11 protein-coding genes are annotated in these 16,623 nt (G+C 69.5%); 9 read left to right on the forward strand and 2 right to left on the reverse strand.

The features are described 5' to 3' along the window. Positions 1-2: 2 nt before the first annotated feature. Complete coding sequence (locus OG587_RS38460; protein ID WP_329083741.1) at positions 3-3,671, reverse strand: DUF4082 domain-containing protein; 3,669 nt, start codon at positions 3,669-3,671, stop codon at positions 3-5. Between the two features lie 311 nt (positions 3,672-3,982). Between OG587_RS38460 and OG587_RS38465 the strand changes: the two genes are divergently transcribed. From OG587_RS38465 to OG587_RS38505, 9 genes are all read left to right on the forward strand, one after another. Further along, the gene (locus tag OG587_RS38465) at positions 3,983-6,439 is read left to right on the forward strand and encodes a hypothetical protein (RefSeq protein ID WP_329083742.1); all 2,457 of its coding nucleotides are present in this window, start codon (positions 3,983-3,985) and stop codon (positions 6,437-6,439) included. Continuing rightward, a complete protein-coding gene (locus OG587_RS38470) occupies positions 6,436-7,551 on the forward strand; it encodes a glycosyltransferase family 4 protein (RefSeq protein ID WP_329083743.1) in 1,116 nt (371 codons plus the stop codon). Before OG587_RS38465 ends, OG587_RS38470 begins: the two co-directional genes overlap by 4 nt. Beyond that, a complete protein-coding gene (locus OG587_RS38475) occupies positions 7,548-8,636 on the forward strand; it encodes a glycosyltransferase (RefSeq protein ID WP_329083744.1) in 1,089 nt (362 codons plus the stop codon). Before OG587_RS38470 ends, OG587_RS38475 begins: the two co-directional genes overlap by 4 nt. Positions 8,637-8,639: 3 nt before the next feature. Then, positions 8,640-9,971, forward strand: coding sequence for a hypothetical protein (locus tag OG587_RS38480; protein WP_329083745.1), 1,332 nt, complete (start codon positions 8,640-8,642; stop codon positions 9,969-9,971). 304 nt (positions 9,972-10,275) lie between these two features. Continuing rightward, on the forward strand, positions 10,276-11,412 hold the full coding sequence (locus tag OG587_RS38485) for a glycosyltransferase (RefSeq protein WP_329083746.1): 1,137 nt from the start codon (positions 10,276-10,278) through the stop codon (positions 11,410-11,412). Next, the gene (locus tag OG587_RS38490; protein WP_329083747.1) at positions 11,409-12,374 is read left to right on the forward strand and encodes an NAD-dependent epimerase/dehydratase family protein; all 966 of its coding nucleotides are present in this window, start codon (positions 11,409-11,411) and stop codon (positions 12,372-12,374) included. The genes OG587_RS38485 and OG587_RS38490 overlap by 4 nt, the downstream gene beginning before the upstream one ends. A gap of 59 nt (positions 12,375-12,433) precedes the next feature. After that, positions 12,434-13,423 carry an NAD-dependent epimerase/dehydratase family protein gene (locus tag OG587_RS38495; protein WP_329083748.1) on the forward strand — a complete coding sequence of 330 codons (990 nt, stop codon included), beginning with the start codon at positions 12,434-12,436 and terminating at the stop codon, positions 13,421-13,423. Further along, on the forward strand, positions 13,420-14,457 hold the full coding sequence (locus OG587_RS38500) for an MraY family glycosyltransferase (RefSeq protein ID WP_329083749.1): 1,038 nt from the start codon (positions 13,420-13,422) through the stop codon (positions 14,455-14,457). Before OG587_RS38495 ends, OG587_RS38500 begins: the two co-directional genes overlap by 4 nt. A gap of 4 nt (positions 14,458-14,461) precedes the next feature. Then, positions 14,462-15,832 (forward strand): polysaccharide biosynthesis tyrosine autokinase, encoded by a 1,371-nt coding sequence (locus tag OG587_RS38505; protein ID WP_329083750.1) that lies wholly within the window; start codon positions 14,462-14,464, stop codon positions 15,830-15,832. Here the strand turns inward: OG587_RS38505 and OG587_RS38510 are convergent. Further along, positions 15,810-16,529 carry an arsenate reductase/protein-tyrosine-phosphatase family protein gene (locus OG587_RS38510; protein ID WP_329083751.1) on the reverse strand — a complete coding sequence of 240 codons (720 nt, stop codon included), beginning with the start codon at positions 16,527-16,529 and terminating at the stop codon, positions 15,810-15,812. The two genes, OG587_RS38505 and OG587_RS38510, sit on opposite strands and share 23 nt — an antisense overlap. Positions 16,530-16,623 lie beyond the last annotated feature (94 nt).

A 16,623-nucleotide genomic window follows, 5' to 3' on the forward strand; every position in this document is an offset into this window, starting at 1 on the left:
GGCTAGGCGACGTCGAACACCACGTCGACCCAGTAGTTGGTGGTCTGGTAGGTGCTGGCCGGGAAGGGATTCGCCGCGCCGTAGGTGTAGACACCGTTGCCTCCCACCGCGCCGCTGGCCGGCGCGATGAGCGGTTCGCTCGTGTACTGCACATTGAAATACGGTCGTGTCTGCGAATAATAACCAGACAAAGTATTGTAAGAGACGACATAGGTCGCGTTCTCGGTCACCGGGACGGGCGTGTCGAAGTTCACCTGCTGCCACCCGCTCGCCGTCTCGCCGGTGAAGGTCGCGCTGGCGAGCAACTGCCCGCCGCTCGTCCACAGACTCCCGACATGCGGCCCGGTGTTGTTGACGCCCTTGTAGAAACGGACACCCCTGATACTGCCACTCGTCATCGTCGTGAATTTGACGCCGACCGTGACGGGCAGCTTGTCGGGTTGGGATGCGACGGCGGGGGTCGCCGTTTTCTCCCAGAGGCTCGTGAACGGCACGAACAATACGTCGACCCAGTAGTTGCTGGCCTGGTAGGTGCTGGTCGGGAAGGTACTCGCCGCGCCGTACGTGTAAACACCGTTGCCCCCCTCGTCACCGTTGCCCAGCGCGACAAGCGGGCCGTTCACATACGGCTCGGTGAAATACGAGGATGTCAGCGAGTAGAACCCCGAACTCGTGTAGTACGAGGCGACGTACGTCGTGTGGGCGGTCACCGCGACGGGCGTGTCGAAGTGCACCTGCTGCCACCCGCTCGCCGTCTCGTTGGTGAAGGTCGCGTTGGCGAGCAACTGCCCGTCACTCGTCCACAGGCTCCCGACATGCGTCCCGGTGTTCTGTACGCCCTTGTAGAAACGGATGCCCCTGATGCTGCCGTCGGTCAGCGTCTGGAACTTGACGCCGACCGTCACGGCGTTGGGGTCGTTCTGCGACGGGACCTGCGGAACCGTCTGGTCGTCCCACAGGCTCCTGACCGGGACGAACAGCACGTCGACCCAGTAGTTGGTGGCCCGGTAGGTGCCGGTCGGGAAGGTGCTCGTCGCGCTGTAGGCGTAGACGCCGTTACCGACCTGCACACTGCTGGCCGGCACCACGAACGGGCCGTTCGTGTACTGCGTGGTGAAGTAGGGGACCGTTGTCGAGTAGTTCCCGGACGTCGTGTGATACGAGGCGACATACGTCGTGCCGGCGGTCACCGTGACCGGCGTGTCGAAGTCCACCTGCTGCCACCCGCTCGCCGTCTCGTTGGTGAACGTGGCTCTCGCCAGGAGCTGCCCGCTCGCGCTCCAGAGGTTCCCGGTGTGCGTCCCCGTGTTGAGCGCGCCCTTGTAGAACCTGACGCCTCTGACGGTGCCCGCGGTCGTGGTCTGGAACTGCACCCCGAGTTCGACCGGCACGGGATCGTTGGCCGAGCTGACGGCGGGCACGCTGCTGGGCGGCCAGATGGTGCAGGCGTCACACGACGTGTTGATGGTGACGGTGATCGTGGTCGGGATCACCTGGAGGTTGCCGATGTCGTCGACCGCCCGGACCGCGATCGTCGTGGTTCCCGTGGTCTGGGGTGTCCAGCGGTACTGCCAGTTCTCCCGGCCCGTCGCCGGAAACCACCGGGTGCCGCCGTCGACCGAGACCTCGATTCCGGCCACGACACCGCCCCCGGTGTCGGCCGCCGTTCCCTGGATCGTGACGTTCGTCAGCTCGGGCAGGGTGGCTCCGTTCGACGGGTTCGTGATCGTCGACGTGGGAGGGCTGGTGTCCGTCGACGCGGTGGCCGGGACCAGACCCGGCTGGAGACTGGCGGGCTGGGACCCCATGTCGGCGAGGAGGTTGACCGTCGCCTGCTGCATCCGGATGTCGGTGGGCGTGCCCGCTCGATCGTGGTTGGCGTCCAGCCCCCACGACCACTGGATGGTCCCCGCGCCGAAGACGAGCGCACCGCTGGAGGCCCGGTAGAGCGTCAGGTTGTGGTTCGCGGTGCCGAGCCCGTACGTACTGCCGTAGTCGAGCAGGTATTTGGAGGTGAGGTTCATGACCGTGCTGGAGTACCTGGCCCGGCCCGGAGGTTCGGACCCGTTGCTGGGTGAGACATCCCATTCGTAACCGAGCGTCCCGGTGGGGAAGACGGCCGTCTGTCCTGGGGAGAGGTTCGCCACGGAGGTGTTGCGCCAGATTCGCATCTTGCTGAAGTCGGCCGGCACGGTTATCGCGTCGTTGGAGACGCCGTTGACCCTGAACCACGTCCCATTCAGCGCGTTCTCCGGTCTGCCGCCGTCCGAGGGCGGGGAAAAGCGTGGATCACGCCACGATCCGGTCCACTGGGGGCTCGGGTCGATCTTGGCGTTCGCCAGCGTCTCCTTGTAGCAGACGAAGGTCCGGAAGGGGGTCCCGTCACTCATCGCCGCCTCCCAGCGGCCCTTCCAGAAACCCTCGTTCCCGGAGAAGAAGGCTATGTCGACGCCGCTGTCCCGGGCGTTCGTGACGTTGTCCCGCATGTCGTTGGACCAGTACTCGTCGTGGCCGACGGAGAGGAAGACCTTGTGGTCGAGCATCTGCTGGCCACGCATCGCGGTGTCGATACTGCTGGTGTAGCTGACGTCGTAGCCGTTGGCCTCGATCCATCTGATCATGGGGTATTCGGCGTTGAAGAACCAGCTCTCCACCGAACCGCCGCAGCAGCTGGAGATACGCGTGATGAACGGCCGGTTGTAGCTGACCTTGTAGGCCCGCCCCGCCGGAACGCCCGCCGAGTAGAGACTGCTGCCGCCGTACTTGTTGTACGCCTGCCAGGTGCTGTCGGAGGTCTGCAGCAGGAGATCCGATCCGCGTTCGTCGTCCCGGATCACGAATATCATCTGGCTGGCACCGGGCGTCGCGTCATCCCGGATCAGGTTCGCGATGTAGACCCCCGAGACGGCGGTGGGCGGCACGGCCCACGAGGCCGAGACCGCCCAGTTCCCGCAGTCGACCAGTGCGGTCACCGGATCCGTGAGGCAGGGCGGCTGCGCCTGGGGCAGGGTGGCCGAGGGAGTGAGCGTTGTGATCTTTCGTGCGCCCATGCCGCCGTAGTAACCGATGCGGTAGACGTCCACGTGGTAGGCGGTCGCCGGGGTGTTCACCTTGAACTGGACGGTCTCCCCCTTGTCGACGCTCATCTGGGTCGCGTATCCCTGGATGCTGCTGCTGCCGGCTCCCGGTATGTCCCATTCGCTCGGCGGGTTTCCCGGCAGGCTGTTCTCCAGGCAGATGACAGAGGTCACCGGGCAGGCCGCGTGGGACGCCCGGCCGCGGCCCCTCTCCTCCGGCGTCCCCGCGCCTTTCTCGGGAAGGCCGCGCAGGCCGAACCCGGCGAGCCTCCGTTCCAGCGAACGGGCTCGGCCGCCTTCCGGCGGCGCAGCCTTGACCTCCACGGCCCGGCGTCCGTCGGCCGGCGCCCGCCCCGCTCCGGCGGCGGCGCCCGGAGCCGGCCGCCCGGGTGGGTGTCCGGTCACCGGGCCGGGGGCGGCGTCCGGTCCGATCGGTACGACGTTCCGCACGGTCGCCCACTCCTGCGGGGCGACGGTGCCGGGCCCCGGCGCCCAGATGGCACCCAGCAGGCCGATCAGGGTGAGAAGACCGGCCCCGAAGGTGAACGGCGACCGCCGACCGGCCTTCCTCGCATTGTCCATACCGCCTGCCATGTGTGACCTCCCGACAGCATTCCCTTGGCCAACTTTCCGCCCCGGCCAGGACCATAGGCAGAAAGAAAGGCAATCACATCCAACCCCCAACAGGAATTAGCCTTAAATAACGGCGATTTACCTACAATACAGAAAATCACTCTAATATCGCACCAAAAGGCCACCCAAACCGCAAATCAATCTCAACTTGGTGGGGGTGTGGAGTAATCGGGTCGGTTGCCTTCGCCTCCCGCATAAAGGACTGGCAAGGAAATACCCGGTAGCCTGAGTCCGAGATCGCCCGGGACGCTCACGTCAGCATGCTTGCGCTCATGGACACGACGTCGCCCGCCTCCGCCTCCGCACCGAGCCCCGCTCCCCTGGAAACCCCCCGGGCACCCGCGCCCGCCCGGCGACGCCCGTCCCGCCCCCGCGCCCCCCGCCTGCGACGCGCCCTGCCCGCCCCCCGCCTGCGGCGCATCCTGCCCGCCACCTGCACGGCCGTCCTGGCCTACGCGACACTGCTGCTGTACGGCGTGTCAGCCACCGACCTGACCCTGTTCACCGCCTACCTCATCCTGGGCCTGACCCTGCCCGGCACCCTGATCATCCGCGCCACCTACCCCGGCGAACGCACCCTGACCGAAGAGATCGCCCTGGGCACCGCACTGGGATACGCCCTGGAGATCTTCACCTACATCCCCGCCCGCGCCACCGGCCTGCCCCTACTCGTCCTGACCTGGCCCATCGCCACCTACACCCTGTTCCTCACCGTGCCACGCCTGCGCAAGCACTGGAACAGCCGCCCCCACACCCCCACCCCCACCTGGTGGTCCTGGACCCTCGCCCTCACCTGCGCCTACCTCATCCTCCTCAGCATCGCCAGATTCTTCCGCGGCCACACCCTCACCTGGCCCACCCTCGCCACCGCCTCGGTCGACATGCCCTTCCACCTCGCCCTCATCGGCGAGCTGAAACACCACCTGCCCCCCACCGTCCCCATGGTCGACGGCGAACCCCTGCTCTACCACTGGTTCGTCTACACCCACTACGCCGCCGCCAGCTGGATCACCGGCATCGAACCCCTCGTCCTGCTCTTCCGCCTGAGCATGCTCCCCATGATGGCCGCCCTCACCATCCTCCTGGCCATGATCGCCCACCGCCTCACCCGCTCCCGCCCCGCCGCACTCCTCGCCATCACCGGCTCGATCTCGGTCGGAGCGGCGAGCCTCTACCTGGGCAGCAGCGAGCTGTTCACCTGGGGAGGCATTCCAGACGCTTCCTGGACGAGCCCCACCCAGGCGTTCGGAGCCCTCCTGTTCGCCCCGGTCGTCCTGCTGCTCGTCGACCTCCTCGATCATGGGCACCGCGGTGCGGGCAGGTGGCCGCTGCTGGCGATCCTCCTCCTCGCGATCATGGGGGCCAAGGCCGTCTACCTGCCCCTGCTCGCGGTGGGCCTGCTGGCGGTGGTCGCGGTCGAGGTGATCAGGCGGCGCCGGGCGCCGTGGCCCGCGCTCACCGCGCTCGGGATGACCGTGGCCTGCTTCCTCATCGCGCAGGTGACGCTGTTCGGCCAGACGCGACAGGGGCTGATCGTCGCCCCCCTCTCGTTCGCGCGAACCGCGTGGGGCGAGCTGACCGGTCTGGGCGACCAGGTGAACCCCCCGCTGGTCTCGGTGCTGGCCGTCGCGTCGCTCTACCTGTTGTGCTGGGCCGTCGCGTGGTGCGGGATCCTCGGGCTGCTGTGCAGGCCGAGGTTGCTCCTGCGACCGGCGGTGGTCCTCCTGCTCGGCATGGGCGCGGCGGGCATGGGCGCGGCGCTCCTGCTCGGGCACCCGGGCCGCAGCCAGCTCTTCTTCCTCTGGGGCGCCTATCCCTACCTGGTGATCGTCGCGGTCTACGGGATCCTCGTCCTCCTGCGGCGCGCACGGGTTTCACGCGGAGAGGCGATGTGCGCGGCCGGTGCCGGGGCGGTCGCCGCCTATGCGATTCCCGTCCTGTGCGGCGTCAAAATCCCCCTCGGTCCCGGTGAGCGGGACGCCGTCCTCCACCGGCCGTACATCGTGCTGGCGGTGGCCGTCGTCCTGGTGTCCGCCGTCCTGGTCGTCAGGTGCGGCGGCCTTCGCGGATGGGTCCTCGTGACCGTCATGCTCGCGGCCATCGGCCTGCCCGCCTATGGGCACGCGCGTGTCCTTTCCGTCATGGACCGCCTCATCGGAAAGAGTTCTCCCGCGGTCAGGCCGGTGGCCTCGCCCGTTCCGCTGGGCGCCCTGGAGGCCGGCCGGTGGCTGCGCGCCCACTCGGATCCGGGCGACCTGGTCGCCACGGACGCGCACTGCCGCTGGGGGTACGAGGATCCGTGCGACAGCCGCCAGTCCTGGGTGGCCGCCCTGTCCGAACGGCGCGTGCTGGTCGAGGGATGGACCTACACCGCCGCGAACATGAGCCACTGGCGACCGGGTTTCCCGCCGGAACACCTGCCGTTCTGGGACGGCGAACGGCTCGCCCTCAACGACGCCGCCTTCCGGACCCCCTCGGAGGCCACGATCGGGCGGCTGCGCGAGCGCTACGGGGTGCGCTGGCTCTTCGCCGACGAGCGCCGCACCGGCCGGACCTCCAGGATCGGAGACTTCGCCGAGCTCCGGTTCCGCTCCGGCGACTGCGCCGTCTACCGGATCCCGGAGCACGAGGTCTCCTCAGGTGCCGCCGGCGACCCGCCAGGCGACGACGCGTCGGCCCGGTCGAGCCAGGCCGCAAGAACACCGAGCCCATCAGGGAGGTTGACATGAGGATTCTCCACATCGGATACCGACTTCCACCCGAGCCGGGGGGAAAGGAGCGCTATATCGAGCGCCTCAGCCACGAGCAGATGCTGCGTGGACACGAGGTGGTCGTCGCCCACCGGCGGGGCGACATCCCCGGTGGCGCGAAGGCGCTTCCGCTGGCACGGACCGCTGCCAGCCGCGCCGTCTCCAGGAGGTCGGATGTGATCGCCTTCGCCATGGAGTGCGCGCGGACGCTCCACCGGGCACACATGATCGACATCGTGCACGCGCACGGCGACCACCGCGAGGCGCTCGGCCTCGGCTCCGCCGCACGGCGAGCGGGGATTCCCCTCCTGGTCCACATCCACGGCGGCCTCACGATGCGTCACCGGCGGATCATGCCGTGGGCCTTCCGCCACACCGACGGATTCATCGTGGCCGGAGAACGACCGCGGGAGGACCTGCTGGCGGCCGGCGTGCCGGAGCGGCGGATGCGGATCATACCCGGCGGCCTGAACCTCGATCACCTCGCCGGATTCCGGGCGAGACATCCGGTCGAACCGGGATTGATCGTCAGTGTGGGCTCGCTGGTGGAGGTGAAGAACCACGCGCTGACCATTCAGGCCTTCCACCGGCTACGGACCGACCACCCCGGCGCGCGCCTCGTCATCGCGGGTGACGGCCCACAACGCGCCCGGCTCGAGCGGCTCGCCGGGACGGGTCCGGGAATCGAGTTCGCCGGGCACATCCCCGCCGACGACGTGTACTCGCTGGTGAGCCGGGCCCAGGTGGTCGTGCACGCCTCCCAGCGGCTTCCCGCCATCGGCGAGGGCATTCCCTTCGCCCTCCTGGAGGCCCTCGCGCTGGGCACCGCCGTCATCGTCTCGTCCGACGCCTCGCTCGGCGCGGTCGTGGCGGACGGCTCCGCCTACCGCGTCTTCCAGTCGGGATCCGTGCAGGACCTGGTGACGCACCTGCGATCGGTCCTCGACGACGAGGCGCTGTGCCTCCAGATGATCGAACGTGGCGTGCGGGCCGTGTCGAACCTCGACTGGCGGATGGTGGGCGACCGCATCGGGGAATGGTACGAGACGCTCATCGCCGACCGGCCCCCTGCCCCGGTGAGCGCGTCATGAGCGGCCTGCACGTCTGTGAAGTGATCAAGACGCTGGACGTGGGCGGCGCGGAGGTCCTGCTCGTCGAGAGGCTGCTCTCCGCTCCCCCGACGGGCAAGCGCTACACCGTCGTATGCCTGCGGGCCTCCACCCACGAGCTGAGCGGGCGGCTGCGATCGGCGGGCATCCGGGTCATCGACCTCACCGCGTGCCCGCGCTGGCTCCGCCTGGCCCGCCTCGCGTGCGTGGTGCGAAGGCTGGAACCCGACGTTCTCAACATCCACTCCCCCCTTCCGGCGTCGCTCCTGCGGCCCGTGTCCCAGCTGTTGAGTCCTCGCCCGGCCCTGGTCTCGACGGTGCACAACGTGCGCTACCGCCTGCCGACGATGTTGCTCGACCGGGCGACGGGATGGCTGGACACCCGGACCGTGGCCGTCTCCCCGGAGGTCGCCCGCGCTCGCACCGGCAGGCGCTCGCGGGGCCTGTCCGTTCGCGTGCACGGCGTCCACCTCGCGGAACAACGCCGCTGGGCGGCTCGATCGGAACAGACGAGGCGAGAGTGGAACGTTTCCCCGGACGCCTTCCTGGTCGTGCACATCGCCAACTTCCGCGCGCAGAAGAACCACGAGCTACTCGTCGAAGCCGCGGCGAGGGTCGGGGAGCGAGACCCCCGTCCCGTGTTCCTGCTCGCCGGATCCGGTCCCCTGCACGCGCGGGTGGCTCGCCGGGTCGAGGAGCTCGGCCTGGGCAACGTGCGCCTGCTCGGTCACGTGCCCGACGCCGGCCGGCTCATCGCCTCCTCCGACCTGCTCGTGCTCAGTTCCTCGTACGAAGGGTTGCCCGTGGTCGTCATGGAGGCTCTCGCCGCGGGCGTGCCTGTCGTGTCCACCGCCGTGGGCGGAGTGCCCCATCTGATCGAGGACCGCGGGAACGGCATCCTCGTCAGGCCGGGGGACCCCGCCGCCCTCGCCGAGGGCATCCTGCGGGCGACGCGCCCGGAGATCCACGCGCGCCTTCGCGAAGGAGCGCGGGAAAGCGCGGAGCTCGTGGACATCAGCCGGGCGGCCGCCTGGTTCGACAGGCTCTACGACGAGGTCTGCTCGTAGGACATGGTCAACACTCTCGGACGTGCCGTCCACCGGATGCGCCCGCCTGGCGGGCGCCATCTGCGGACCTTCACATCGCTGACCGCCGCCGGCCTGGGCGAAGCGGTTCTTCCCACTCTCAGCCTGATCGCCCTGGTACGCCAGACAGGAACCGAAACATCCGGTCAGGTCATCTTCGCCCAGTCTGTAGCGATCGTCTGGTTCCTCCTGTGCGACCCCTGCCTGGAGAACGCCGCCCAGCGATTCGTCCCCATCGAACAGCAGCGGAGCGGGCAGGGCTCCTCGCTGTTCATGCGCCTGATCCGCTGGGACGTGGCGATCGGCGTGGCCGCGGCCTGTGTCGCTCTCGTGGCGGTGCTGGCCGCGCGCCTGCTGGGCTCCCTGTCGGACGAGTTCGCGTTCATGCTCGCTCTCGCGATCATCACACGCGGGGCCATGGCGTCGTACGGCACGGCGGGCGCGGCCTTCGCGCTGACAGACCGGCTGCGCGCTCTGGGCGTGCTCAGGACGCGATGCGCGGTCCTGTCGTTCGGGCTGTCCCTCGGCGGGTTGTTCCTCGGAGGGCCCCTCCTCTACCTGGTGGGCCAGGCCGCGGGTGCGCTGGTGATGGCGGCGGTGTTCTACCTGCTGGCGACCCGGGGGCTCCTCGCGCGGCTGGGACCGGCCGTCGCACGGGTCCGGCTGCCCCCAGGCATGATCGCCTTCACCGTGAAGACGTCCATGGGAACCAGCGTGGCCGGGATCTCCGACTCGGGCATCCTCACCCTCGCGGGCCTGCTGGGCGGCCCGACCCTGGTGGCCATCCTCAAGATCGCGTCAGCTCCCGGCCGCTTCTACGCCAACCTGGCGATCCCGGTGGCCGCGATGCTCTATCCCCGGATCATCCGGACCGCCACGGCGGGAGCGGGAAGGGCACCCATCATCCGGGACATCACGCGCACCACCCTGCTGCTCGCCGCGGCCGGAGCGGCGACCCTCGCCGTCGCGCTCCCGGTGACCGACGCCGTCATCGGCATGGCCTACGGCCCCCAGTACGCCCATCTCGGCGTGGTCGCCGTGGTGCTCCTGGGCGGCGCGTGCGTGAAGGGACTCGTGTGCTGGTCCAACGTGCTTCCCCTCGCCCTCGGCAGGCCCGGCTGGCGGCTCGCGTACCTCCTGGCGGAGGGGGTCATGCTCCTGGGCGTGCTCCTCGCCGCCGTCTGGACCGCCTCGGGCCCGTTCCAGGCGTCGCTCTGTTTCGCGTGGGGAACGCTGGCCGTCGCCACGCTCGGCACGGGTTTTTGGATCGCGTCGTTGCGGCGCGTCACCGACCTCGGCTGTCCGGACCCCAGGTGATCTTCCAGCGGCGAAACACAGATATGCGAAATATAGAAAAAGGATAATTCTCCATATTTCCACCATGGCTACTCGCAAAGCCATCGGCCCCGATGGGGATCATCGGGCGGACTGCGAACACTTGGGGCGACCCAGCTAGATCATGCCTAGGTAGGGAATAGGAAAAACATCGCGCCATCACCGTGATGGTGTCGGCGAAAAATCCAAAGAGCGAACTAGTTTCTCCGACGTGAGCCAGGCCCGTCACCGAGGAGCCCGCATGAAGCCGGACGGCCGGATTCGTGTAATGGAAATCATCGCCCGAATGAACGTCGGCGGCCCCGCCACTCAGGTGTCGGGGTTGTCGGAAGGGTTGGACGCGAAGGAATTCGACCACCGCCTTTACACCGGCTACGTCGACGGCCACGAGTGCGACCACCTCCGGCTGCACGGGGCGGAGACACCGGTCCAGCGGGTCCCCGGCCTCGGCCGGTCGGTCAGGCCCGGAGACGACTACCGCGCGCTCTTCTGGCTGATCAGCGCCATGCGGGCGTTCCGCCCGCACATCGTCCACACCCGCACGGCCAAGGCGGGCGCCCTGGGCCGGGTGGCCGCCCGCCTGGCCGGCGTCGGCTCGGCCCGGGTGCACGTCTTCCACGGGCACCTCCTGCACGGCTACTTCTCCCCGGCCAGGCGCGCGCTCTATGTGCGGTCGGAACGGCTCCTGGCGTCCGTGTCGGACCGGCTGGTGACGGTGGGGTCCCAGGTCAGGGATGATCTGCTCCAGGCCGGGATCGGGCGCCCCTCGCAGTACGTGGTGATCCCTCCCGGTGTCCGGCTGAAACCGGTCCCCGACCGCAGGACGGCACGCGCCGCGCTGGGACTACCGCCGGACGCGCCCGTCGTGGCGTACGTGGGCCGCCTCACCCCGGTGAAGCGGCCCGACCGGTTCCTCGCCGTGGCCGACACCGTATCCAGGCAGATCCCCGGCTGCCGCTTCGTCATCTGCGGGGGCGGCGACCTGGAGCGGCAGGTCACCCGGGAGGTCGAGCCCGTCCGCGACTCCTTTCACCTGCTCGGCTGGAGGAAGGACGTGGAGACCGTCTACGCCGCCGCCGACGTGGTCGTGCTGACCTCCGACAACGAGGGAACCCCGCTCACCCTCATCGAGGCGGGCATGGCGGGCACGCCGGTCGTCTCCACCCGGGTGGGAAGCGTCGCCGAGGTCGTCAGGGACGGGCACACCGGTCTGCTGGCGTCGACCGACCCGGCCGAACTGGCGGCGCACACCGTCCGCCTGCTCTGCGACCCGGGCCTGGCCCGCCAGATGGGCGAGGCGGCCCACGACTGGACAACCCAAGCGTTCGGCGTGGAGCGCCTCGTCTCCGACACCGAGCACCTCTACCGGTCGCTGTGCGGGAAGGCCGGCCGGCGGCTCGTGGCGGAGGAGAACACACGATGAGAGTGCTGGTGACGGGCGGCGCCGGTTTCATCGGCGCGCACATGTGCCGGGCGCTGGCCGCCAGGCCCGAGGTCGGGCACATCACGGTGCTGGACGATTTGAGCAGCGGGGACCTCACCAACCTCGACGGCGTCGAGGCGACGGTGGTGACGGGCAGCATCCTGGACCGGGACCTGCTGACGGACCTGGTGGCCGGTGTCACGCACGTGATCCACCTCGCCGCCCGGCCGTCGGTGCCCCGCTCCCTGGCCGACCCGCTGGCCTCGCACGCCGTCAACGCGACCGGCACCCTGCACGTGCTGGAGGCGTGCCGCGCGAGCAGACCACACGTGATCCTCGCCTCCTCGTCCTCGGTGTACGGCGACAGTCCCGAACCCCACAAGCACGAGGACCTGCCCACCAGACCGCTCAGCCCGTACGGGGCCGGCAAGCTCGCCGCGGAGGCGTACGCACTGGCCTACGCGCACAGCTACGGCCTGCCGGTCCTGCCGTTCCGCTTCTTCAACGTCTACGGCCCGCTGCAGAGCGCCGGGCACGCGTACGCGGCCGTGATCCCGGCGTTCGTCTCCGCCGCGCTGCGGGGCGAGCCGGTTCCGCTGCACGGCGACGGCCTCCAGTCGCGGGACTTCACCTACGTGGGCTCGGTGACCCAGGTCCTCGCCGACGCGGCCGCGCAGCGGATGACCAGCACGAAGCCGGTAAACCTGGCGTTCGGGACCCTCGTCTCCCTCCGGCACCTGATGGGCCTCCTCTCCGAGATCCTCGGCCGCCCCGTCGAGGAGACCTGCCTGCCGCCCCGACCGGGCGACATCCGGCAATCCCAGGCCTCTCCCCGTCTGCTGCGTGAACTGTTCCCCGGCGTGCGTCCCGTCCCACTTGAGGACGGGCTCCGCACAACGGTGGCCTGGTTCGAGAGAACGCAGGTCCCGGGTATCGGGGCCGAAGTCGGCGGCTACGCGTGATCCACCGTTTCCTCCCGCCAACAGAGATCTCCCTCCAGGCACGTGACGAGGAGAACCCCGTGAGCACAACATCAAGCACCAAATATCTGATAACGGGCGGCAGCGGATTCATCGGATCGCATCTGGCCGACGCACTGCTCGCGCGCGGTGACTCCGTCGTCGCCCTGGACAACCTCTCGACGGGACGGCTGGAGAACCTGCACCCCCACCCGAACCTGCGTTTCGTGCACGGTTCGGTCCTGGACGAACTCATGGTCGACGAGCTGGTCCATCGGTGCGACGTCGTCGTCCACATGGCGGCCGCGGTCGGCGTCAAGCTGATCGTCGAGCAACCGCTGCGGTCGCTGACGACCAACATCCGGGGTTCGGAGATCGTCATCGAGGCCGCGCACCGATACCGGAAGAAGATCCTGATCACCAGCACGAGCGAGATCTACGGCAAGAACTCCTCCGGCGCGCTGCACGAGAAGGCCGACCGCATCCTCGGCAGCCCCGCGGTGGTCCGATGGGCCTACAGCACCGCCAAGGCCGTCGACGAGATCCTCGCCAACGCCTATCACAAGGAGCGCGGCCTGCCGACGATCGTCGTCCGGCTGTTCAACACCGTGGGCCCGCGGCAGAGCCCGACCTACGGCATGGTGATCCCGAGCCTCGTCCGGCAGGCCCTGTCGGCCACGCCCCTGACGGTCTTCGGCGACGGGACCCAGACCCGCTGCTTCGCACACGTCGCGGACATCGTCGACGCGCTGCTCCGGCTGCTCGACGAGGACGCGGCCGTCGGTGAGACCTTCAACATCGGCTCCACCGACGAGGTGAGCATCATGGAGCTGGCGAAACTCATCATCGAGTTCACCGGGTCCACCTCCGGGGTCGACCTCATCCCCTACTCCCAGGCCTACGAGCAGGGGTTCGAGGACATGACCCGCAGGGTTCCGGACACCACGAAGCTCCGCGCGCTCACCGGCTGGGCTCCGCGGCGCTGTCTCGACCAGATCCTCACCGAGATCATCAGAGAGGCCTCCGGCGATCCGGCGGCGTTCCCCCGGTGAGCGGGACGATCGCCCTCACCGCGGGAGCGGCCTGCCTGCTCAGCGTGACGGCCGCCGTGCCGCTGAGGCGCCTGGCGCTGCGGTGGGATCTCACCGACCACCCCGGCGGGCACAAGGTCCACGCCCGCCCGACCCCGTACCTCGGCGGTGTCGCGATCACGGTGGGCACGGTCGTGCCCACCGTGATCGCGCTCGGCTTCGCCGATCTGCAGATCATCGCGATCCTCCTCGCCGCCGCCACGGTGTCCGTCCTCGGCCTGATCGACGACATCACCCCCCTGCCCGCGGCCACCAGGTTGATCGTGGAGACCGCGGTGGCGATCGGGGTGGTGCTCTCCGGCGTCCAGGCGACCGTCACCGGGACGTGGCTGGACAGCGCCCTCACCGTGGTGTGGATCGTCGTGATGACGAACTCCTTCAACCTGCTGGACAACATGGACGGCGCGCTGGGAACCGTCACCACCGTGGCCGCCGGTCTCCTCGCGGCCACGGCCCTGTACCAGGGCCACACCTCGCTCGCGGTGCTCCTGTGCGCGCTCGCCTGCGCGTGCCTGGGCTTCCTGCCGCACAACTGGGCGCCCGCGAGAATGTTCATGGGGGACTCCGGGTCGCTGTTCCTCGGATTCACGATGGCCTGCTCGGCGACCGTCCTGGTCATGGGACGGTCGCCGGACGCGACGATCGCCGGATTGTTCCTGCCGATGTTCGTGGCGACCGTCGACACCTGCGTGGTCTTCCTCTCCCGCATGCTGGCGAACCGCCCGCCGTTGCGGGGCGGTACCGACCACGTGTCGCACCGGCTGCGCCGTATGGGCCTGGGGACCCGTGCGGTCGCCACGACGCTGGGCGCGATCACGGCGGTCACCGGCGCCCTCTGCCTGACGACGGTCTCGGGCCTGCTGTCACCGCTCGTCGCGATGGTCGTGGCGGGCGCGATCGCCGTCGCTCTCGTCAGCCTGCTGCGGGGCACGAACGCCCACCCGCCGGCTCAGCACCCCCAGATCCCTCAGAAAACTCACGAAAGGCGGCGTTGATCCCGTGGATCTGCTCTACTACGCACGGCTGGCGCGCAGGAACTGGCTGATCATCCTCCTCTCATTGATCCTGGCGGTGGGTGCGGCGCTCGCCGTCACGGCGAACATGCCGCCGAAATACGTCTCGACGATCTCCATGCTGGTGTCGGGCCACGACAAGGAGGGCAGCCTCTCCACCGCCTACCAGGCGGGCATGCTGTCGGCCCAGCGGGTGCAGTCCTACGCCAACCTGCTGTCCAGCCGCCGGGTGGTCGGCCAGATCGTCGAGGGCGAGGACATCCCGCGCGTCCAGCAGAACATCAGCGCCGAGGCCGTCCCCGGCACCGTGCTCCTGCGTGCCACGGTCACCGACACCGACCCCGCGCGGGCCTCCCTGCTGGCCAACGCCCTGGGAGACCGCTTCTCGAAGCTGATCGACCAGATCGAGCGGCCCACTCCGGGCAGCCGCCCCACCATCAAGATCACGGTAGTGGACGAGGCGGACGTCCCCCGGGAACCGGTCAGCCCCAGGCCACTGGTCAACCTGGCGGTCGCCCTGCTGATCGCGCTGATCGCCACCATGGCCGTGATCATCCTCCGTGACCGCCTGGACACGACCCTCACCTCCTCCGAGGCGCTACGGGAGGCGTCGGGCGGCTCGGTCCTCGGGGTCATCGGCTACGAGCGGGACGCGCGGCACCACCCCCTGATCGTGCGCAACCGTGGCCGGTCGTCCCGATCCGAGGCGTTCCGCGCGCTCCGGACCAACCTGCAGTTCATCGGCGTCGACCGGCAGCCGAAGTCACTCGTGGTCACCAGCTGCCTGCCGGGCGAGGGGAAGTCCTCGACCTCCGCCAACCTCGCGATCACGCTGGCCCAGGCGGGCTGGCGGGTCATCCTGGTGGACGGCGACCTGCGCCGCCCCAGCATTCCCCGCTACCTCGGCATCGAGGGGGTGACGGGCCTGACGGACGTGCTGATCGACAGGACACGCCTGAACGAGGTCATCCAGGTCTGGGGCGATGCCGGCCTGTCCGTCCTGCCGAGCGGCCAGATCCCGCCGAACCCGAGTGAGCTGCTCGGCTCGAACGGGATGCGCCAGGTGCTCGCCCAGCTCACCGAGACGTACGACATGGTGATCATCGACGCGCCGCCGCTGCTGCCCGTCACCGACGCGGCGACGGTCACCGCGCTCTGCGACGGCGCGCTGCTCGTCGCCCGGTACGGCAAGACCCGCCGGGAGCACATGACCCGCGCCTCGGAACTGCTGGCGTCCATCAACGCCCGCGTGGTGGGAACCGTCCTGAACTTCGTCCCTGCCGGTAGCGACACGTACTACGGCTACAACAGCGGGTACGGTTACGAGTCCGAGGTCAAGAAGCCGGTGAGTGTGTGAGCAGCCGAAGCGGGACGGCGAGCGACCTCGCGATGTCCCGTCCCGCCACCCGGTAGGCCAGCCGGGAGCGCCCGAACGGGTCGGCGATGTCGAGCTGATCGACCCGGACCAGCCCGCGCAGCGCCCGCGCCTCGTCGACCAGCGCGCGGGCCCGCCGCACGGGATCCCGGTGATGGGTGATCTCCTCCGGCGGCACGGCCCGCACCAGCGTGCCGAACTCGGCGATGGTGAAGGTTCGCGTGACCGCCGCGAGGTGCATGGCCACCGATTCCGCGCGGTGCCCGCGGGTGGCCGTGAGCACGAGATCGGCGGCGGCCACCAGGTCGGGAACGAGCGGACGGGAGCCGAAGCCGGCGGGATCGCCGCCGAGCCGTACCAGAACCCGCCGGGCGCGTTCGGTCATCTCCCGCCCCGGCTCGGCGCGGGTGCCCGCGCTGGTCACCTGGACCGCCGGGCACGGCCCTAGGGCCGAGCGGGTCAGCCGCTCGGCCAGCGGGGAGCGGCAGACGTTGCCGGTGCACACGAAGAGAATGCGAAAGCGGGCACCGTCCCGCGGCTCCCCCACCTTCCGGACATCCCGCCAGCAACGCTGCCCGCAGCCCTCGTGCCCGGCCGGGACGCCCTCGCCCGGGACCGCGGCGCTCTCCGCGGTCGCGGGGTCCTGTGCGGTCCCACCGGTCCGCGGTGAAGCCTTCATGACGCGAGAGTAGATCGCCCCCGGTACGCCACCGCCCGTGGCACGCGGTTCTTTGCTCTTTTCTGCCGATACGAACGGACGATGCGGCGCGGGA

Origin of the sequence: Streptosporangium sp. NBC_01469, from assembly GCF_036227305.1 — a bacterium.
Taxonomy (GTDB): Bacteria; Actinomycetota; Actinomycetes; order Streptosporangiales; family Streptosporangiaceae; genus Streptosporangium.

What these genes read in the sequence shown, in the direction of transcription:
- OG587_RS38460 (WP_329083741.1), bottom strand. Translation starts at nt 3,671, where the DNA reads ATGGCAGGCGGTATGGACAATGCGAGGAAGGCCGGTCGGCGGTCGCCG.
- OG587_RS38475 (WP_329083744.1), top strand. Translation starts at nt 7,548, where the DNA reads ATGAGCGGCCTGCACGTCTGTGAAGTGATCAAGACGCTGGACGTGGGC.
- OG587_RS38510 (WP_329083751.1), bottom strand. Translation starts at nt 16,529, where the DNA reads ATGAAGGCTTCACCGCGGACCGGTGGGACCGCACAGGACCCCGCGACC.
- OG587_RS38465 (WP_329083742.1), top strand. Translation starts at nt 3,983, where the DNA reads ATGGACACGACGTCGCCCGCCTCCGCCTCCGCACCGAGCCCCGCTCCC.
- OG587_RS38485 (WP_329083746.1), top strand. Translation starts at nt 10,276, where the DNA reads ATGAACGTCGGCGGCCCCGCCACTCAGGTGTCGGGGTTGTCGGAAGGG.
- OG587_RS38490 (WP_329083747.1), top strand. Translation starts at nt 11,409, where the DNA reads ATGAGAGTGCTGGTGACGGGCGGCGCCGGTTTCATCGGCGCGCACATG.
- OG587_RS38480 (WP_329083745.1), top strand. Translation starts at nt 8,640, where the DNA reads ATGGTCAACACTCTCGGACGTGCCGTCCACCGGATGCGCCCGCCTGGC.
- OG587_RS38470 (WP_329083743.1), top strand. Translation starts at nt 6,436, where the DNA reads ATGAGGATTCTCCACATCGGATACCGACTTCCACCCGAGCCGGGGGGA.